A 19,063-nucleotide genomic window follows, 5' to 3' on the forward strand; every position below is an offset into this window, starting at 1 on the left:
GCCGGGTTCAGGCGGAGCGGGTGATCTCGGGCTCGTCCACGCGCGGCACGGGCAGCCGGTGGGCGTGGATGTCGATGCCCGCCACGCGGACCTGGTTGCGGCCGTTCTCCTTGGCCGTGTAGAGCGCCGCGTCGGCGCTGTGCTGCGCGGCCAGCAGGCTCTCGCCGTTGTCCGGGACCACGGCCACGCCGACGGACGCGGAGATCGCCCGCACCTCCGGGCCGTCCTCGGTCAGCGGCAGGTTGCGCCCGCGCAGGGTGACGGTGTTGCGGTGCTTGTCGGTGGTCACCACGGACATCTCGCCGATCGCCTCGCGCACCCGCTCGGCGATCGCGGTGCCCTGGGCCAGGCCGGTGTCGGCCAGCACGACCACGAACTCCTCGCCGCCGTCGCGGCCGGCCACGTCGCCCGGCCGGAGCTTCTCCCGCAGGATGCGGCCCACCTCGGCCAGCACCGCGTTGCCCGCCGGGTGGCCCCAGGTGTCGTTGATCCGCTTGAAGTGGTCGAGGTCGATCGCCAGCACGGTCACCGGCTGGCCGGCGTGCTTGCACCGGTCGGTCAGCTTGCCCGCGTGCTCGCTCAGGCCGTTGGTGTTGAACAGGCCGGTGCGGTAGTCGGTGTGCGCGTCCTTGGTCAGCTGAAGGTGCGCCTTGTGCTGCTCGGCGACCAGCCGCTCCAGGTGGGCCTGCCGCTCCGACGCGCGGTGCAGCAGGGCGTTGACCAGGATCACCGGCAGGACCAGCAGCAGCGGCGCGACCCAGTGCGTGGCGACCAGCAGCCCGAGCATCGCGCCGACGCCCAGCGTGGTCATCTCCAGCATGTTGTCGTTGCGCGTGCCCAGCGAGTCGACGAACCGGGTCTGCGGGTTGACGATCTTCAGCGCCACCGTCATCAGCAGCACCTGGACGAACCAGTAGAGCGTGGCCACCAGGACGAGCACGCCCAGCAGGGCCAGGTCGGTCAGGACCCGGCCGGAGGCGTCCAGCGAGAATCCCGACAGGTGGACGGCCGCGTTCGCGAGCAGCGTGCTGCCCACGATGTGCGCGGAGGTGAACACGAACCGGTACGGCTGCCGCCGGGCGATCGGCCACAGCACGATCCGCAGCCACACGGCGACCAGCACGGCCATGCCGGGCGGCAGCACGATCGCGGCGGCGAAAGTCCAGACCGACGTGAGGTCGAAGTACGGACCTGCGGATTCGTCACGTCGGGATTCCTCGGCGCGGCGCACGATCGTCAAGTGGACCGTGATCGCCAACAGCAGGGCCGCGAACCGCAGCCAATCCGTGGTCGGTGCGGAACCGAGGGTAGTCAGCAGCCAAATGGCGGCAATTCCGACCGCCAGTTCGACGGAAAGGATGTAGCCGATCGCGGTGCGGCGCAGCGCCCAAAGGTCCCAGTTGCGACTCAGCCGCCACTTGGCTGTCGCGGACGGCCCGTGGTCAGGCAAACTGTTCTTCACCACGTCCCCCTACACTCATGCCGCCGCCGCGCGGCCACTCGCCGGCGCAGCGACGGCCTCACGGCCCCCCTCGGTACCCAAGTCGCGAGTAGAGGAGCGTCTGCCATGCGTAACCGCGAGTGGTGACCCCATCGCTCTCCTTGAGCCCGGTCCGGAATCTTCACCGTACGTGCGTGCGTTCTCGCTGAGTGCGCACGAACGCCTCGTCATGACAATCGCCATTGATGATGAGTACGTTTCATGTGGTCACCGTGTTCGGGTCGGTCCTGGCCCTTGCCCGGTTCCAGGCTACGGTCGCCTGCCCCGCGAGGAGCAGCCCGATGGCGCCCGCGCCCGCCAGGGTCGCGGTCACCGAGCCGATGGCGTGCGCGACGACGCCCGCCAGGGCCATCCCACCACCCTGGCTGGACCGCAGCGCCGTCCGCGCGATGCCGTAAGCGCGGCCGCGGTACTCGTCCGGCAGGATCCGCATCCACGCCGAGCGCGCGGGCGTGTGGTACGCCCCGGCCATGCCGGCGATCACCAGCAGGGCGATCGTCCAGGTCAGGTTGGGGTTCAGCGCGAACATGACCAGCGGGGCCAGCGACAGGATCGCCAGCGGCCCGATCAGCCGCTCGCGCTTCGCCGGGTCTCTGACCAGCCGGAACAGCACCGCCACCCCCAGCACGTTGGCCGCCGGCTCGATGGCCAGGATGAGCCCCACGGCCCACACCGCGTCCAGGTCGGCCGCCAGCGGCACGGCCAGACCCTCGGGCACCATCGCGATGCCTGCCAACATGCGCATACCCATTAGAGAGCGCAAACGCGGTTCAGTGACGAGTAGGGCGAAAGCTCCTTTGCGATCTTCGGCATCCCGATGTGCCGAGCCGAGCGGGTCGGCCGCCGGGCGGAACGTCACCGAGGTCTGCACCAGGATCGCGACCAGCACGAACGTCGCCGCGTCGATCGCCAGGGCCACCTGCGGGCTGGTCGCGGTGACCAGGAAGCCCGCCGCGGCCAGACCGGCCATCTGGGCCACGTCCACCGAGGTGCCGAACAGGGCCACGCCGTCGTCGTAGCGCTTCTCCGGCAGCACCGACGGCAGGCTCGCCTCCTGCGCCGCCAGGAAGGGGGAGGCGACCATCAGCACGGTGACCAGGAGGACTATCATGATCCACAACGGGACACCGGGCACCGCCATCAGACCGACCAGGGCGGCCTGGACCCAGGCGCAGCAGACCATCACCGTGCGTCGGGGGAACCGGTCCGCGAGCCAGCCCAGCAAGGGGCCGGACACCAGCGACGGGAGCAGCGTCAGCGACCAGGTCAGGGCGGTCCACGCGGGGGAGTTCGTGCGCTCGAACACCAGGAGTGACAGGGCCACCGCCGCGAGCTGGTCGCCGACCGTGGACGCGGTCGAGCCGATCCACAGCCCGCGGAACTCGCGGTTGCCCACGAGCGCGCGGATGGTCCCCCCGGAAGTCACCGCTCCTCCAGGTTCGTCGGCCCCGATGAGTGAGTCACGTTACCCCCACCCGACGTAACAATTATCTCGGTTAGCACGGTAGAAGCTGCTGGTTGTTCACTCTCTGTCCTACCACAGTGTGTACCCGAACGGACTAGATCAGTTACATAAAGTAGTTACAATGGCGATAACCCGGGTACCTATTCTTGACAGTTGACGGTAGGTGACCCGCCGTGAGCAAAGCTCGCCTACCCAGGGTCAAGGCGACCTCCATTGGTCGTCGCACCGCTGGTCCGTGCGGTCCAGCGCGTTCGTGCGGGCCGACCAGTGGGTGGTCGGAGCACCGTTCGGCAATTGTTGCCGCGGCACGCTTGTCGATCATCAGAACTGGTAGTACAGGAACGGGCTGAACGTACCGCTGGCGACCAGGATCGCCGCGTAGGCAACGCCCACCGTCATCAGGGACACCCTAGCGGCTACCGCGATCTTGTCCCGCGAGGACTCCAGGTAGGGCCCCGTCACCGGGTGCGCGGGCATTACGACAATCGCCAGCGCGGCCACCAGCAGCACAATCCGCTGATTCGTCGCCGCCGCCGCCACGGCTTCGCCGAGACCGCCGGAATCGGGTACCAGAAGGTGCCCGATGATGGTGAACGCGTCGCCGAGGTCGGCCGACCGGAAGAACACCCAGCCGATTACCACGAGCACCGTGGTGAGCGCCCGCCGGCCAATTCGGGCGCGCGTGGTAACCGGTCCGGAATCCCAACCGAAACGCCGTTCCAGGACCAGCAGCGCGCCGTGGAACAATCCCCACACGAGGAACGTCCAGTTCGCGCCGTGCCAGAAACCGGTGAGCACGAAAACGATCCCGAGGTTCCGGTAGGTGCGCAGCACGCCGGTCCGGTTCCCGCCCAGCGGGATGTAGACGTAGTCCCGGAACCAGCGCGACAGCGACATGTGCCAGCGCCGCCAGAACTCGGTGATGGTCACCGAGGAGTACGGCCGGGCGAAGTTCTCCGGCAGCCGGAAGCCGAGCATCCGGCCCAGTCCGATGGCCATGTCCGAGTAACCGGAGAAGTCGAAGTACAGTTGCAGGGTGTAACCGATCGCGCCCAACCAGGCGATCGCGAAGGTCATCCGGTCGTTCGGGGTCGCGAAGCAGGCGTCCACCAGAGGGGCCAACGAGTCGGCGATGACGACCTTCTTGCACAGCCCCAGGGCGAACCTCGGGAACCCCGCCGCGATGTCGTCCCAACGGTGCAGCCGCTCCTGCGGCAACTGGTCGGCGATCTCCCTGAACCTGACGATCGGTCCGGCCACCAACTGGGGGAACATCGCGATGTAGGTGACGAACGCCACCGGCTCCCGCAGCGCCGGCCGCTCACCCCGGTAGACGTCCACCACGTACGAGATGTGGTGGAACGTGTAGAACGAGATGCCGATCGGCAGCGCCAGGTGCACCACCGGCAGGTCGACGCCGATGATCGACGCGATGGCGGCGAGCTGCTCGGTGGCGAACCCCAGGTACTTCCAGACCAGCAGCACGCCCAGGTTCAGGCAGATCGCGCCGACCAGCACCAGCTTCCGGTCGCCCGGCGCGCCCGGCTCCAGCCGGCGGCCGGCCAGGTAGTTCACCAGCATGGCGCCGAGCAGCAGGAACGTCGTCCCGCCCGCGCCGGTGAAGTAGAAGAACAGGCTCGCGACCGCCACGACCCCGTTGCGCCGCTTCGCGGGCGCGACGAGGACGGCCGCGAGCACGACCGGGAGGAAGAACCACAGGAACAGGGGCGTGGCGAAGGACATCGCCGGGAACCTTATCCGGCGGTCGTCGTCAAGGTCGCCGTTCGGGTGACCTGACGACCACCGTCACACCCGGTCAAAGCTCCAGCCTGCGCCGCCGGGCCACCTCGGCGAGCACCACACCGGCCGCCACCGACGCGTTGAGCGACTCCACGCCCGGTGCCATCGGGATCGACACGGTCTGGTCGCAGGTCTCCCGGACCAGCCGGGACAGCCCGCGCCCCTCCGAGCCCACGACCACCACCAGCGGCCCGGTGGCCAGGTCGAGGCCGTCCACGTCGACGTCGCCGTCCGCGTCCAGGCCCACGATCATCAGGCCCGCCTCGGCCCACTCGCGCAACTGGCGGGTCAGGTTCGTGGCGATCGCGATCGGCATCCGCGCCGCCGTGCCCGCGCTGGTCCGCCACGCGACGGCGGTGATGCTCGCCGAACGCCGCTGCGGCAGCACCACGCCCTGCGCCCCGAACGCCGCCGCCGAGCGCACGACGGCACCCAGGTTGCGCGGGTCGGTCACGCCGTCCAGCGCCACCAGCAGCGGCGGGTGGCCGGACTCCTTGGCGATCTTGAGCAGGTCGCGCGGCTCGGCGTACTCGTAGGGCGGCACCTGGAGCCCGAGGCCCTGGTGCATCGCGCCGCCGGTGATCCGGTCGAGCTCACCGCGCTGCACCTCCAGCACCGAGATGCCCCGGTCGGCGGCCAGCTTCACCGCCTCGGCCACCCGGTCGTCGGTGTCGATGCCCATCGCCACGTACAGCGCCGTCGCCGGGATGTCGGCGCGCAGGCACTCCACCACCGGGTTGCGCCCGGCGACCGTCTCCGGCGTGTTCTCGGCGTTCTTCTGCCGGCGCGACCGGGACTGGTCGGCCTTCGCGCCGGCCTGGGCCCGCTTGAACGCGGGGTGGTTCGGCCGCTCGGTCGCCTTCGGGGTAGGGCCCTTGCCCTGCAGGCCCTTCGACTTCTGCCCGCCGGAACCGACGACCGCGCCCTTCTTGGATCCGGGGTTGCGCATAGCACCCCGGCGCTTGGAGTTCCCTGCCACGAGCTCAGTCGTCCTTCAACGTCCACAGCGGACCGTCGGGGGTGTCCTCGACGGCGATCCCGGCCTGGAGCAGGTGGTCGCGCAGCGCGTCGGCCTTCGCGAAGTCCCTGCCCTGGCGGGCTTTCACGCGCTCTTCGAGCACGTGTTCGACCAGAGTGGCCAGCGCCTGGCGGCTGCCGGCCCCGGTGGTCGTGGTGTCGGTCCACGCGAGCGGGTCGACACCGAGCACGCCGGCCATGGCGCGCACCGACTCGGCCGCCGCGCGGGCGGACAGGTCGTCGGCCGCCTCCAGCGCCGTGTTGCCCTCCCGGACCCGCTTGTGGATCGCGGCCAGCGCGCCCGGCGTGCCCATGTCGTCGTCCATCGACGCGGTGAACGGCTGCGACAGCACGCCGTCCTCGCCGACCGCCCCGGTCCGCTCCACCACGCGGCGCAGGAACGACTCGATCCGCCGGTAGGCCGAGACCGCCTCCTCCAGCGCCTCGCGGGAGTACTCGATCGTCGACCGGTAGTGCGGGCCGACCAGGTAGTACCGCAGCTCCGGCGCCCGGACCTGCTTGAGCAGCTCCGGGATGGCGACCGTGTTGCCCAGCGACTTGGACATCTTCTCGCCGCTGAGGGTCACCCAGGCGTTGTGCATCCAGTACTGGGAGAACCCGTCGCCGGCCGCCTGCGACTGCGCCCGCTCGTTCTCGTGGTGCGGGAAGATCAGGTCGATGCCGCCGCCGTGGATGTCGAAGGTGCCGCCGAGGTAGGCGGTCGCCATCGCCGAGCACTCCAGGTGCCAGCCGGGCCGGCCCGCGCCCCACGGCGTCGGCCAGGCCGGCTCGCCGGGCTTCGCGGCCTTCCACAGCGTGAAGTCGCGCGGGTCGCGCTTGCCCTGGCCCGCCGACTCGCCCTGGTGCACCTCGTCGGGCTTCTGGCCGGACAGCGCGCCGTACTCCGGGAACGACGTGACCGAGAAGTAGACGTCGCCGCGCGACGCGTACGCGTGGCCGCGGTCGACCAGGCGTTGCATCAGCTCGACCATCTGGGTCATGTGGCCGGTGGCGCGCGGCGCGTACGACGGCGGCAGGCAGCCCAGCGCCGTGTACGCGTCCTCGAACGCGCGCTCGTGCTGGTAGGCCCACTCCCACCACGGACGCCCGTGGTCGGCGGCCTTGGCCAGGATCTTGTCGTCGATGTCGGTGACGTTGCGCACCAGTCGGACGTCCGCGTACGTGCGGCCCAGCCAGCGGCGCAGGACGTCGAAGTTCAGGCCGCTGCGCACGTGGCCGATGTGGGGCACGCCCTGCACGGTCGCCCCACACACGTAGATCGACGCCGTTCCGGAGACCTGCGGGTGGAATGCCCGCATGGACCGGCTCGCCGTGTCGTACAGGTGGAGGCTCACGTGGGAATGGTACGGGCGTTGGCCCCGCGGGGTTGAATCGCCCGCCTGGTTGTGCTTATGCCGGCTGCCTATGCCACGTGCTCGCGCAGCACCCGGAGCAGTGCGTCCGGCCGTTCGCCGGTCTCCAGCGGGGGCACGATCGCCACCTGGCAGCCCACCGCCGCCGCGCCGCCGTCGGCCTCCTCGCTGTCCCCGACCATGAGCGCCTCGCTCGGGTGCACGCCCAGCCGGTCGCAGGCGATCCGGAAGATCTTCGGGTCCGGCTTCACGTGCCCGACCTCGAAGGACAGCACGAACTCGTCCACCCGGTCCTGGACGCCGTGCCGGGCGAAGACGGTCCGGATGTCCCACGCGATGTTGCTCACCACGGCGGTCGGCAGGGCGGTGCCCAGCGCGGTCGCGGTGTCCGGGTAGGGCTGCCAGAACGGCGGCGAGCACAGCCGGGCGTAGAAGTCGTGCGGGTCCCGCGCCCCGGCCGCCACGAGCGCCTTGACGTGCAGGTCGCGGTGCAGGTCGCCGTCGAGGTCGCGGCGCTGCCACTCGTCGGGGTCGATGTCGAGGCCCTCGGCGACCCCGACCGGCGCGGTGAGCGCCCGCATCAGGTCCGCGTGCTCGGCCAGGGAGTCGTGCTCCAGGCGGAACAAAGTGCCGGAGAAGTCGAAGAGGACGGCGCGGATCGTCACATCCGCACGCTACGTGGTCTGGACCACTCGGGTGAAGCCCCGCACCCGGACCGCGACGCACACCACACCCCCGCGCCGGCGGTCCCGGCAGGACGCGGCGCGGGCCCGCCGCCGGCGTTTCCCGCACGCGCGGAGGTGTCGGCGTCACTTCGCGGCGTTGCCGGTGACCTTGGTCGGGGTCAGGCGGAGGACCACGCGGACGGCGTCGGGTTCCTCGCCGGGGTACGGGGTGCCCAGGTACTTCTGCGCCAGGGCGTTGACCAGCGTGCGGTCCTCGTCCTCGACGATCGACACGGTGCCGCGCAGCTCCACGTACGTCTCGGGGTCGTCCTTGGACCACACCGAGACGCTGGCCCGCGGGTCGCGGGCGAGGTTGCGCTCCTTGAGCCGGCCCCGGACGGTCGAGAACAGGATCTCGTCACCGTCCCGGGTGATCCACATGACGGAGCTCTGCGGGCTGCCGTCCTTGTTGAGCGTGGAGATCGTGGCGTAGTTCCTGCCGTCCACCAGGTCGCGCGTCGCCGCGCTGAGGATGATCGCCATGCGTCACAGGCTAGTGCGGGCCGGTTCAGTGCGACACCGGATCACTGCGACAGCGCGTCCGCCGGGACGACCAGCGCGGTGGCGATCGCCGCGATGCCCTCACCTCGGCCGGTGAGGCCCAGGCCGTCCGTCGTCGTCCCACTGACCGAGACAGGGCCGCCGACGGCCGCCGACAGCACGCGCTGCGCCTCGTCCCGGCGCCTGCCGACCTTGGGTGCGTTGCCGATCACCTGGACCGCCGCGTTGCCGACCCGCAGGCCCTGCTCGGCGAGCAGTCGGCGCACCTCGGCGAGGAACTCGACGCCGTGCCTGCCCGACCAGCGCGGGTCGCTGGTGCCGAACACGGCCCCGAGGTCGCCCAGGCCGCCGGCCGACAGCAGGGCGTCGCACAGGGCGTGCGCGGCGACGTCGCCGTCCGAGTGGCCGGCGCAGCCGGGCACGTCCGGCCAGAACAGGCCGGCGATCCAGCAGTCCCGGCCTTGTTCCACCTGGTGGACGTCGGACCCGATGCCGACCCTCACGCCTGGCCTCCCACGAGCAGTGCCTCCGCGACCGCGAGGTCGAACGGGGTGGTGATCTTCATGGCGTCCTGGTGCCCGGCGACGGTGGCGACCGGGACGCCCAGCCGCTCCACCAGGCCCGCGTCGTCGGTCGCGTGCAGCCCGGACTCGTGCGCGCGCAGCAGCACCCGGGCGTCGAAGCCCTGGGGGGTCTGGACGATCCTCAGCGCCGCCCGGTCGGGGGTGGCGACCACCACACCGTCCGCGTCGACCTGCTTGACCGTGTCGGTCACCGGGAGCACCGGGACGACCGCCGGCCGGCCCGCCTCGACCGCCTCCACCACGGCCCGCACCACGTGCGGCGGGGTGAAGGCGCGGGCGGCGTCGTGCACCAGGACGATGGTCGTGCCCGGGATCTCGCGCAGCGCGTACGCCAGCGCCAGCCGGACCGAGTCGGACCGCTCGGCGCCACCGGCCAACACGTGTACCGCCCCGCCGGCGGGTGCCAACGGGGCGGTGACGGTGTTCACGATGTCCACATCGGACGGTGGTGCGGCGATCACCACGTGCTGCACGCGACCTGCCTCGAACAGGCCCCGCACGGCACGCACCAACAGCGGCACGCCACCGACCGGCACGAGCGCCTTGGGCAGCCCGTAACCCAGCCGCTCACCCCGGCCCGCCGCGGGCACGAGCGCGACCACACCCATGTTCGCGGATCTCTACCTGGGAGTTTCGATGATCAGGACGCGGTGGCCAAGACCTCGTCGAGCAGGACCTCTGCCTTGTCCTCGTCGGTGCCCTCGGCGAGCGCCAGTTCGCTGACCAGTATCTGTCGAGCCTTCGCCAGCATCCGCTTCTCACCGGCGGACAATCCGCGATCCTTCTCACGCCGCCACAGGTCGCGCACCACTTCGGCCACCTTGTTCACGTCACCGGACGCGAGCTTCTCCAGGTTGGCCTTGTACCGCCGGGACCAGTTGGTCGGCTCCTCGGTGTGAGGAGCACGCAAGACCTCGAAGACCTTGTCGAGACCCTCCTGGCCGACGACGTCACGCACACCGACGATCTCGGCGTTGTCGGCGGGGACGCGGACCGTGAGGTCACCCTGGGCGACCTTGAGGACGAGGTACTTCTTCTCCTCGCCCTTGATCAACCGGGTCTCGATCGCTTCGATGAGAGCGGCACCGTGGTGCGGGTAGACGACGGTCTCTCCGACCTTGAAAACCATGTGTCCTCTGCCCCTTTCGCTAACCCCATCCTAACACGTCGAGCAATCCCCTCTTCGGCGTCCGGAGATCAGTTCGCGCAGGTCAGGGCCGCGAGGGGGGTTGACAAACCACCCGGTCGCGTGCAACGGCGCAGGTCGATCTTGCTCCACTGTGGACGGCCCCGGCGGCTGTGGGGCACCACATGAGGTGGGTGATCGGCGGCCCGGTTAGGCTCCTGGACTGGTGGTCGACCCGCTACGACCGGGTACGGCCCCGCCTGGTCAGCACACCGGAAGGATCCGAGAAGCCGTGGGTCGCGCACCGCAGAAGTCCCCAGCGCCACGCCGCCTGGTCCTCGTGGCCGCCGTCGCGGCGGGCCTCGGCCTGGCCGCCGCGGGTTGCAGCGCAGGTCAGATCACCCAGACCGACCAGCAGGTCGCCGCGGTGAACGGCGCGCAAGGCCAGGCCGGCGACATCGCCGTCCGGGACGCCCAGCTCCTGTTCCCGGTCGCCGAGGGTTACTACCACGAGGGTGACGACGCCCCGGTGGTCGTGGTCATCGCGAACAACGGCACCGCTGCCGACAAGCTGGTCTCGGTGACCGCCGACATCGCCGAGGGCGGCCGGATCAGCGGTGACGCGGAGCTGGAGCCGAACACGGCCATCCAGAGCGGCGCCGACCAGGACGACCAGGGCACCCGCCTGACCACCACCCCGCACGGCTCCTCGTCGGGCTCCGCCCACTCGACGGCCACCGCGACCACCACGCCGTCGGCGGACAGTTCGGGCCAGTCCGGCGCGCCCCAGACCACCGGCCGCACGGGGAGCACCTCGGGCACGTCCGGCAGCACCACCGGCAGCACCACCGGCAGCGCCACGGGGACCACCGGCTCGTCGGTGACCGGGACGTCGACGCCGACCTCCGGCAGCTCCGCGAGCCCGACCTCGTCGGCCGCGCCGTCCGAGCCGGGCAAGGTGAAGATCACCCTGAAGGGTCTCACCAAGGACCTGCGCCCCGGCCAGACGCTGCGGGTGACGTTCCTGTTCGAGAAGGCCGGCCAGGTCACGCTCGACCTGCCGATCGGCGCTTCTCCCGAGCCGCGCAAGGACGAGCCCGCCGAGCACTGACCGGGCAACCGCCCGCGAGGCCCCCCGAACCCGTCGTGCGCCCGGTGCGCGCGGCGGGTTCCGGCGTTGTCGGGGGTGGTCGTTAGCCTGCGTGGCGTGGTGAAGAACGGGCGCGCGACGACGACCTACCGGTGTGCCGAGTGCGGGAACGAGGTCGCCAAGTGGGTCGGCCGCTGCCCGGAGTGCCAGGCGTGGGGGACGGTCGAGGAGCGCGGCGTCACCCGCACGGCCGGCCGGGTGGTGGCCGGCGCGCCCAGCTCGCCGGCCCGGCCCATCGGCGAGGTCGACGTCGAGTCGGCGCGCGCCCGCAAGACCGGCGTGTCGGAGCTGGACCGGGTGCTCGGCGGCGGGCTGGTGCCCGGCGCGGTGGTCCTGCTGGCCGGGGAGCCCGGCGTCGGCAAGTCGACGCTGCTGCTGGAGGTCGCCTACCAGTGGGCGGTGAAGGGCGGCGTGCCGTCGCTCTACATCACCGGCGAGGAGTCGGCCGGGCAGGTGCGGCTGCGGGCCGAGCGGACCGGCAACATCCACGGGCAGATGTACCTCGCCGCGGAGAGCGACCTGGCGGCCGTGCTGGGGCAGGTGGAGGCGGTCCGGCCCGGCGTGCTGATCGTCGACTCGGTGCAGACGATGTCCTCGCCCGAGGTGGACGGCACGCCCGGCGGGGTGAGCCAGGTGCGCGCGGTCACCGCGAGCCTGGTGGCGCTGGCCAAGGAGCGCGGGCTGCCGATCGTGCTGGTCGGGCACGTCACCAAGGACGGCTCGGTGGCCGGGCCGCGGGTGCTGGAGCACCTGGTCGACGTGGTGCTCCAGTTCGAGGGCGACCGGCACTCCAGCCTGCGGCTCGTGCGCGGCATCAAGAACCGGTACGGGCCCGCCGACGAGGTGGGCTGCTTCGAGCTGCGCGACGACGGGATCGTGGGCGTGGCGGACCCGTCCGGGCTGTTCCTCAACCGGCGCGACCAGGACGTCACCGGCACGGCGGTGACGGTGGTCGTGGAGGGCAAGCGGCCGATGCTCGGCGAGGTGCAGGCGCTGGTCACCGCGACGAACCTGCCGTCGCCGCGGCGGGCGGTCAGCGGGCTGGACTCGGCCCGGGTCGCGATGGCGCTGGCGGTGCTGGAGAAGCGCGGGCGGATGTCGTTGCACAACAAGGACGTCTTCGCCGCGACGGTCGGCGGGATGCGGCTCGTGGAACCCGCCGTGGACCTCGCGGTGGCGTTGGCGGTGGCGTCGGCGGCGACCGACCAGCCGCTGCCGCACGACCTGGTCGTGGTCGGCGAGGTCGGGCTGTCCGGGGAGCTGCGGCGGGTCAACGGCGTGGGCCGCCGGCTCACCGAGGCCGCCCGGCTGGGCTACACCAAGGCGCTGGTCCCGCCGGACGCCGGCCCCCTGCCGCCCGAGACCCGCGCGCTGGTCGCGCACGACCTCGTCGAGGCCCTGCAACTGCTCAAGCTGAAGAAGTAGCACCCGGGAACGCGAAGGGGCCCGGCGCGGGACGTCCGCGCCGGGCCCCGGTCAGCCGGTCACCTGGCCGCGAGCAGCTGCGCGCAGCGGATCAGGCCGAGGTGGCTGTACGCCTGCGGGTGGTTGCCCAGCGAGCGCTCCGCGATCGGGTCGTACTCCTCGGGCAGCAGACCGGTGGGGCCGGCCGCGTCGACCATCTGCGCGAACAGCTCCTCCGCCTCCGTCCGCCGGCCGGTCAGCAGGTACGCCTCGATCATCCACGCCGCGCACAGGTGGAAGCCGCCCTCGTCACCGGGCAGGCCGTCGTCGCGCCGGTAGCGGTACACGGTCGAGCCCGAGCGCAGCTCCGCCTCGATGGCCGTCACCGTCGCCTGGAACCGGTCGTCGGCGGGGTCGATCAACCCCGACAGGCCCACGTGCAGCGACGCCGCGTCGAGGTCGTCGCCGTCGTACGCCGTGGTGAACGACTGCGACTCGTCGCTCCACCCGTGCTTGAGCACGTCGTTGGAGATCGTGTCGCGCAGCACCGGCCACGACGGGTCGACCTGCCGACCGTAGACCTCGGCCAGCCGCACCGCCCGGTCGAGGGTCACCCAGCACATCACCTTCGAGTACACGTGGTGACGGGGGGCGTGCCGCTCCTCCCAGATGCCGTGGTCGGGCTCGTGCCAGCGGCGGGCGACCGCCTCGGCCATCGCCTGCACCATCGCCCAGTCCGGGTCGGTCAGCGCCCCCCGGGCCGCGGCCAGCTGCACGACCAGGTCCACGACCGGGCCGAACACGTCCAGCTGGACCTGCTGGTTGGCGAGGTTGCCCACGCGCACCGGCCGGGAGCCGGCGTACCCGGGCAGGGTGTCGATGACCGCCTCGGCACCCAGCATCGTGCCCTGCAACGTGTACAGCGGGTGCAGGCGCTCCGGGCCGGGCAGCGTGGCCAGCACGCCGTGCACCCACCCCAGGTACGCCTCCGCCTCGCCGAGCGAGCCCACCGACACCAGCGCCTGCGCGGTCAGCGCCGCGTCGCGCAGCCAGCAGTACCGGTAGTCCCAGTTGCGGATGCCGCCCAGTTCCTCCGGCAGCGACGTGGTGGCCGCGGCCATGATCGCGCCGGTCTCGTGGTGCACCAGCCCCTTGAGGGTCAGCGCGGACCGCATGACCAGGTCGGGCTCGACGGCCGGCAGCGTGAGCGTGGCCGCCCAGTCCGACCAGTACGCGCCCGCGCGGGCCCGCCGCTCCGCCTCGCCCAGCGTGGCCTCGGACAGGTCGTCCGTGCCGCACCGCAGCTCCAGCAGGATCGACGCGCCCTCCCGGGGCCGGACGACCGCCGTGGCGGTCTCCTGCAGGCCGTCGGAGGTGATCTCCCAGTCCACGCCCGGCGAGCGCAGCACCATCGGGTCCGACGTGCCGACGATCCGCAGGCCGCCCCGCTCGCGCAGCAGCCGCACCGGCACCTGGCCGAACTCCGGCCGGGGCGCGAAGGTGATCACCGCGTTGGTCGACCCGGAGATCCGGCGCACCAGGTCGGTCCGGTGCGAGGCCAGGTCGTGGTCGAGGTAGTCCGTGACGAGCAGCCGCGACCAGCGGGTCTCCACGATCATCGTGCCCGGCACGTACCGCTGGCCCAGGGGCAGCGAGCCGTGCTCGGGCTTGATCGAGAAGTGCCCGGCCGCCGGTCCGCCGAGCAGGTCGGCGAACACCGCCGCCGAGTCCGGCTCGGGGTGGCACAGCCAGTTCAGCCGCGCGTCGGGGGTGAGCAGCGCGACCGAGCGCTCGTTGGCGAGCATGGTCAGCCGCTCGATCGGCACGGCCTGGTCGCCGTGCAGCCACGCGCGCCGCTCCTCCAGCAGGAAGGCCAGCACGGTGGCCACGTCGACGGTGTCGTCGATGTGGTACTCGGCCAGCGACTCGCCGTCGCCGACCTTGATGCCGACGTCCGGCCCGGTGAGCCGGGCGAACGCCTTCTCGTCGGTCACGTCGTCGCCGACGAAGACCGCGGCGGTGGCCGACACGCGGTGCCGCAGGACGTCGAGGGCGTGGCCCTTGTCGGTCTGCACCACGGCGAGTTCGATCACCGCCTTGCCCTCGGTCACCTGCACGCCGGCCCAGGTCGACGGGCCGCCGCGCACGGCGTCGAGAACCCGCTCCCCCACGGAGGGTTCGGCGCGCCGGACGTGCACCGCGATGCTCGCGGGTTTGGACTCCAGGCCGACGCCCTCGTGGCCGTCGACGATGAGTTCGAGCTCGGCTTCCAAGCGGCGGTGCAGGGCTCGCGCGTCGGCGTCGAGCGCGTGCACGAAGCCGACGTCGAACTCCGATCCGTGCGATCCGACCAGGTGTACCTCGGACGGGAGCCGCGACAGCGTCGCCAGGTCGCGCAGCGCGCGCCCGGAGATCACCGCTGTCGTGGTCTCGTGCAACCCGGCCAGGGAGCGCAGTGCGCCCACCGACTCGGGCAGCGGGCGGGCGTCCTCAGGGTTGGCCACGATCGGAGCCAGTGTCCCGTCGTAGTCGCAGGCGACCAGCAGGCGCGGGGTGCGCGCCAGCTGAACGATCGCACGGCGAAGTTCGGCGGGGAGGGCCTCGGCGGTCAACGCCCCTCCTCAAGACTCGGTGGGACAGGTCGGGTGCGTGGTCTGTACCGATTCCGAACGGAGTCGGTCAGGCCGTGGTCTGCGTACCCAAGGCGTCAAGGAACGAGCGAGCCCAGCGGTCTACGTCGTGCGTGAGGACTTGGCGGCGCAGCGCGCGCATCCTACGGCGGCCCTCCGCCGGATCCAGCGTGAGGGCGGCTTCCAGCGCGTTCTTCACGCCGTCGAGGTCGTGCGGGTTGACCAGGAAGGCACTCGTCAGCTCCGCCGCGGCTCCCGCGAACTCGGAGAGCACGAGCGCCCCGCCCAAGTCGTAGCGGCAGGCCACGTACTCCTTGCAGACGAGGTTCATGCCGTCCCGGACGGGGGTCACCACCATGACGTCGGCGGCCGTCATGAACGCGGTCAGCTCCTTGCGGTCGACCGATTGGTGCAGGTAGTGGACGACCGGGTGGCCGACGGTGGAGAACTCGCCGTTGATCCGGCCGACCGCCTGCTCGATCTCGCCGCGCATCTGCTTGTAGTGGTCGACCCGCTCGCGGCTGGGCGTCGCGAGCTGGACCATGGTCACCTCGGTCGGGTCGACCCGACCGTCCGCGATGAGCTCGTAGAGCGCGCGGAGCCGGACGTCGATGCCCTTGGTGTAGTCGAGGCGGTCGACGCCGAGCAGGATCCTCTTCGGGTTCCCGAGGTCTCCTCTGATCTGCTTGGCGTGCTGCTGGACGTCCTTGCTGCGGGCGAGCGCGTCCAGCCCGGCGGAGTCGATCGAGATCGGGAACGCGCCGACCCGGACCGTCCGGTCGCCGACCTGGACCACACCCGGGCGGGTGCGCACGCCGACCGCGCCGCGGCTGGGTTCCAGCCCGACCAGGCGCCGGGCCAGCCACAGGAAGTTCTGCGCGCCACCGGGCCGGTGGAAGCCCACCAGGTCCGCGCCGAGCAGGCCGCGGATGATCTCGGTGCGCCACGGGAGCTGCATGAACAGCTCCACCGGCGGGAACGGGATGTGCAGGAAGAACCCGATCCGCAGGTCCGGGCGCAGCTCGCGGAGCATCGCCGGGACCAGTTGCAGCTGGTAGTCCTGCACCCAGACGGTCGCGCCCTGGGCGGCCACCTTCGCGGTCACGTCGGCGAACCGCTGGTTCACCCGCACGTACGCGTTCCACCACCTGCGGTGGAACGCCGGCGGGGCCACCACGTCGTGGTACAGCGGCCACAGCGTGCCGTTGGAGAACCCCTCGTAGTAGTCGCGCACCTCGGCCGAGCTCAACGACACCGGGTGCAGCTGGAGGCCGTCCTCCTCGAACGCCTCGACCTCGGCGTCCGCGACACCCGGCCACCCGATCCAGGCCCCGCTGTGCGAGCGCAGGAACGGCTCCAGCGCGGTCACCAGGCCGCCGGGGCTGTGCTTCCAGCGCTGGGTGCCGTCCTCCAGGCGCTCCAGGTCGACGGGCAAGCGGTTCGCCACGACCAGGAAGTCCGCGCCGTTCTCGCCGATGCTCACCGGGTAACGCCTCCTAGGGGATTCGTCTCGCCCGCCCCCGAGGTTAACGGGAACGCCCGTACCGGATGCCCGCACGTCATCCCCGTCACACGCGGGTTCACCCTGGTTGGACGAACGTCACGTCCGGTCGGCGGCCCGCTCGCCCCGTCGGATGGCCGGGTGCGGTGGGCCGGACAACCGGGGCCCGGCCAACCTCCGTCCCAGTCTGCCCAGTCCGCTGCGCACCGGCCGGCCGAGGAACTCGCCCAGCACCACGCCGCTGGCCAGCGCCAACGCCGTGCCGGCGGCCAGCACCAGGGTGGACAGACCGGCCGCGTCGTTCTCGATGGTGAGCTGGTAAAGACCGCGGTAGACCGTCCAACCGGGCAGCAGCGGCACCATCCCGGCCACCGCGACGACCAGCGGGGGCGTGCGCAGCCGTCGGGAGATCACCGCGCCGCCGAACCCCACCACCGTCGCCGCGGCCGCCGCGCACGAGATCGCGTTGGTGCCGGTCAGCGCGAGCAGCCCGTACGTGGTCGTGCCGACCGCGCCGGCCGCCGCCGCGATCGGCAGCGCGCGCACCGGCGAGTAGCTGGCCAGCGCGAAGAACAGCGAGGTCGCCGCGCCCGCCGCGAACTGCATCGGCACGTCGGAGATCAGCGGCGGCAGCGGGTCCCGGATCGAGGTCGGCACGCCGAGCTGCACGCCGGCCCGCAGCGTGAGCGCGATGCCGGTGATCAGGCCCGCGGTGAGCAGGGCGATCTCCATCGTGCGGCCGGCGGCCGTCACGTTGTAGCCGGTGATCGCGTCCTGCACCGCGCCCACCAGGGACAAGCCGGACAGCAGCACCACGATCCCGACCGCCACCAGCAGCGACGGCCGGACGCTGGGCAGCAGGTCGGTGGCGTAGAGCGCGAGCGCCGTCGCCGACGCCAGCGCGCCGCCGACCACCTGCTGGAAGAAGAACGGCAGCCCGCGCCGGTTGAGCACCCGCCCGACCCGGTCGATCACCGCCGTCACCAGGGCGGCGGTCAGCGCGATCAGCGGCCCGCCGCCGACCAGGAACGCCACCGCGCCCGCCATGCCCGCCCACGCCGCCGTGGCCGTCCAGCGCGGGTACGGGTGCGGCTGCTTGCTGATCCGGTCCAGTTCGGCGTACGCGTCCGGGGCCTTGACCCGGTCGGAGGTGATCCGCCGGATCAGGTCCTCGACGGCCGCCAGCCGGGTGTAGTCCAGGCCGCGTGACCGGACCACGCGCAGCGACGTGATGGGGGCGGCCTCGGTGCCCCGGTGGCACGACACGGTGATCGACGTGTAGATCACGTCGACCTCGGTGCGCGGCAGCCCGTAGGCCTCGGCGACGGCCACCACGGTCGCCGTGACGTCCGCCGCGCCCGCGCCGCTGGCGAGCTGGACCTCGCCGACCCGCAGGGCCAGGTCCAGTACCAGGTGGACGGTCGAGTCGTCCGGAAGGGACGGTCCCTCGACCGGTTGCCACAGGCCGGGGGTGGTCCTGGGGTCGCGGTACCGCCTGCGCCGCAGCCGCACGGGCTTCCCTCCTCGTGATCGCTTCCTGCGCCACGCCCGACGGTGTCACATTCGTCGCTGTGTCATGCGCCACCCCTGGTCGAGGTACCCAGGGCGGGTGAGGCGATCACCGAGCGTTCAGTACTGTTGATGCCGCTGGCCAGCGGTTTTAGCCTGATCCTGGGCCACCCGGACGGGCTGCGCACCTCCGGACGGACCAACGGCGGCACACCCTGAGCAGACCGTTCGCCGCAGGTGGCACCCACTGCCGGCGCTTACGATGTTCCCGGCTTCGCGCCATGCCGGTGTAGCTCAATTGGCAGAGCACTCGCCTTGTAAGCGAAAGGTTAGGGGTTCAAGTCCCCTCACCGGCTCTCTGTTACATGGCCCTCCTCCGGAGGGCGGCTCGTGCCGCCTGGAAGTCGGCGGCTCGTGCCGCGTTTCCCGTCGATCGAAGAGCGTGATCGACGGGAAAGGCGACACGAACCACCGACGCGGCCTCGCGGCGGGCTTCGCCCGGACCGGGTGTCAGTCGGGAGTGGGCCGGGAGCCGATAGCCGGCCGATAGGCGATAGGCGATAGGCGATAGGCGATGGCCGGTAGGCGATGGCCGGTAGGCGATGGGCGGGGCTAGGAGCGGGAGCCGGGGGCCGGGGGCCGGTAGGCGATGGGTGGGGGCGGCGGCTGGAGCGGTAGGCGTGGGTGGGGCGCCTCGGTGAGTGGGGTGCTCGACGGGGTGGTGTGGGGTGGGCGAAAGGGATGTTGTTCGCATAGCGGGCGGTGTCGGCGAGTGGC

The 19,063-nt window shown here is 71.7% G+C and carries 15 protein-coding genes and 1 tRNA gene; 3 read left to right on the top strand and 13 right to left on the bottom strand.

Annotation, left to right across the window (positions count from 1 at the left end; all coding sequences use genetic code 11):
* Positions 1 to 7 precede the first annotated feature (7 nt).
* The 10 genes from BN6_RS01950 to BN6_RS01995 form a co-directional block, all read right to left on the bottom strand.
* Positions 8 to 1,462, bottom strand: coding sequence for a GGDEF domain-containing protein (locus BN6_RS01950; protein ID WP_015097842.1), 1,455 nt, complete (start codon positions 1,460 to 1,462; stop codon positions 8 to 10).
* Positions 1,463 to 1,700: 238 nt separating this feature from the next.
* A complete protein-coding gene (locus tag BN6_RS01955; RefSeq protein ID WP_015097843.1) occupies positions 1,701 to 2,927 on the bottom strand; it encodes an MFS transporter in 1,227 nt (408 codons plus the stop codon).
* 360 nt (positions 2,928 to 3,287) lie between these two features.
* Positions 3,288 to 4,709 carry an MBOAT family O-acyltransferase gene (locus tag BN6_RS01960; RefSeq protein WP_015097845.1) on the bottom strand — a complete coding sequence of 474 codons (1,422 nt, stop codon included), beginning with the start codon at positions 4,707 to 4,709 and terminating at the stop codon, positions 3,288 to 3,290.
* Between the two features lie 73 nt (positions 4,710 to 4,782).
* The gene (gene rlmB / locus BN6_RS01965; protein ID WP_015097846.1) at positions 4,783 to 5,745 is read right to left on the bottom strand and encodes a 23S rRNA (guanosine(2251)-2'-O)-methyltransferase RlmB; all 963 of its coding nucleotides are present in this window, start codon (positions 5,743 to 5,745) and stop codon (positions 4,783 to 4,785) included.
* A gap of 4 nt (positions 5,746 to 5,749) precedes the next feature.
* Positions 5,750 to 7,138, bottom strand: a complete 1,389-nt coding sequence (gene cysS / locus BN6_RS01970) for a cysteine--tRNA ligase (RefSeq protein ID WP_015097847.1) — start codon at positions 7,136 to 7,138, stop codon at positions 5,750 to 5,752.
* A gap of 68 nt (positions 7,139 to 7,206) precedes the next feature.
* Positions 7,207 to 7,821, bottom strand: coding sequence for an HAD family hydrolase (locus BN6_RS01975; RefSeq protein ID WP_015097848.1), 615 nt, complete (start codon positions 7,819 to 7,821; stop codon positions 7,207 to 7,209).
* A 144-nt stretch (positions 7,822 to 7,965) separates the two neighbouring features.
* Complete coding sequence (locus BN6_RS01980; protein ID WP_015097849.1) at positions 7,966 to 8,364, bottom strand: PPOX class F420-dependent oxidoreductase; 399 nt, start codon at positions 8,362 to 8,364, stop codon at positions 7,966 to 7,968.
* A gap of 41 nt (positions 8,365 to 8,405) precedes the next feature.
* Complete coding sequence (gene ispF / locus BN6_RS01985) at positions 8,406 to 8,885, bottom strand: 2-C-methyl-D-erythritol 2,4-cyclodiphosphate synthase (protein ID WP_015097850.1); 480 nt, start codon at positions 8,883 to 8,885, stop codon at positions 8,406 to 8,408.
* Positions 8,882 to 9,574 carry a 2-C-methyl-D-erythritol 4-phosphate cytidylyltransferase gene (gene ispD / locus BN6_RS01990; protein WP_015097851.1) on the bottom strand — a complete coding sequence of 231 codons (693 nt, stop codon included), beginning with the start codon at positions 9,572 to 9,574 and terminating at the stop codon, positions 8,882 to 8,884. The genes ispF and ispD overlap by 4 nt, the downstream gene beginning before the upstream one ends.
* A gap of 32 nt (positions 9,575 to 9,606) precedes the next feature.
* Entirely contained in the window at positions 9,607 to 10,095 is a 489-nt protein-coding gene (locus tag BN6_RS01995; RefSeq protein WP_015097852.1) for a CarD family transcriptional regulator, read from the bottom strand.
* A 289-nt stretch (positions 10,096 to 10,384) separates the two neighbouring features.
* Between BN6_RS01995 and BN6_RS41495 the strand changes: the two genes are divergently transcribed.
* Positions 10,385 to 11,203 (top strand): copper chaperone PCu(A)C, encoded by an 819-nt coding sequence (locus BN6_RS41495; protein WP_015097853.1) that lies wholly within the window; start codon positions 10,385 to 10,387, stop codon positions 11,201 to 11,203.
* Between the two features lie 96 nt (positions 11,204 to 11,299).
* A complete protein-coding gene (gene radA, locus BN6_RS02010; RefSeq protein WP_041311679.1) occupies positions 11,300 to 12,667 on the top strand; it encodes a DNA repair protein RadA in 1,368 nt (455 codons plus the stop codon).
* Between the two features lie 59 nt (positions 12,668 to 12,726).
* Here the strand turns inward: radA and otsB are convergent, their stop codons facing one another.
* From otsB to BN6_RS02025, 3 genes are all read right to left on the bottom strand, one after another.
* Positions 12,727 to 15,258, bottom strand: coding sequence for a trehalose-phosphatase (gene otsB / locus BN6_RS02015; protein ID WP_015097855.1), 2,532 nt, complete (start codon positions 15,256 to 15,258; stop codon positions 12,727 to 12,729).
* 67 nt (positions 15,259 to 15,325) lie between these two features.
* The gene (locus tag BN6_RS02020) at positions 15,326 to 16,759 is read right to left on the bottom strand and encodes an alpha,alpha-trehalose-phosphate synthase (UDP-forming) (RefSeq protein WP_015097856.1); all 1,434 of its coding nucleotides are present in this window, start codon (positions 16,757 to 16,759) and stop codon (positions 15,326 to 15,328) included.
* A 117-nt stretch (positions 16,760 to 16,876) separates the two neighbouring features.
* Positions 16,877 to 18,289: a threonine/serine exporter family protein gene (locus BN6_RS02025; protein ID WP_015097857.1), complete on the bottom strand. Its 1,413-nt coding sequence runs from the start codon at positions 18,287 to 18,289 to the stop codon at positions 16,877 to 16,879.
* Between the two features lie 280 nt (positions 18,290 to 18,569).
* Here BN6_RS02025 and BN6_RS02030 point away from each other — a divergent pair.
* Positions 18,570 to 18,642, top strand: a tRNA-Thr gene (locus tag BN6_RS02030).
* The last annotated feature ends 421 nt before the right edge of the window (positions 18,643 to 19,063 follow it).

The sequence above is a fragment of the Saccharothrix espanaensis DSM 44229 genome (assembly GCF_000328705.1).
GTDB lineage: Bacteria > Actinomycetota > Actinomycetes > Mycobacteriales > Pseudonocardiaceae > Actinosynnema > Actinosynnema espanaense.

Coding starts and splice junctions, on each gene's coding strand:
- BN6_RS01960 (WP_015097845.1), bottom strand. CDS start 4,709: ATGTCCTTCGCCACGCCCCTGTTCCTGTGGTTCTTCCTCCCGGTCGTG.
- BN6_RS01980 (WP_015097849.1), bottom strand. CDS start 8,364: ATGGCGATCATCCTCAGCGCGGCGACGCGCGACCTGGTGGACGGCAGG.
- ispD (WP_015097851.1), bottom strand. CDS start 9,574: ATGGGTGTGGTCGCGCTCGTGCCCGCGGCGGGCCGGGGTGAGCGGCTG.
- BN6_RS01995 (WP_015097852.1), bottom strand. CDS start 10,095: ATGGTTTTCAAGGTCGGAGAGACCGTCGTCTACCCGCACCACGGTGCC.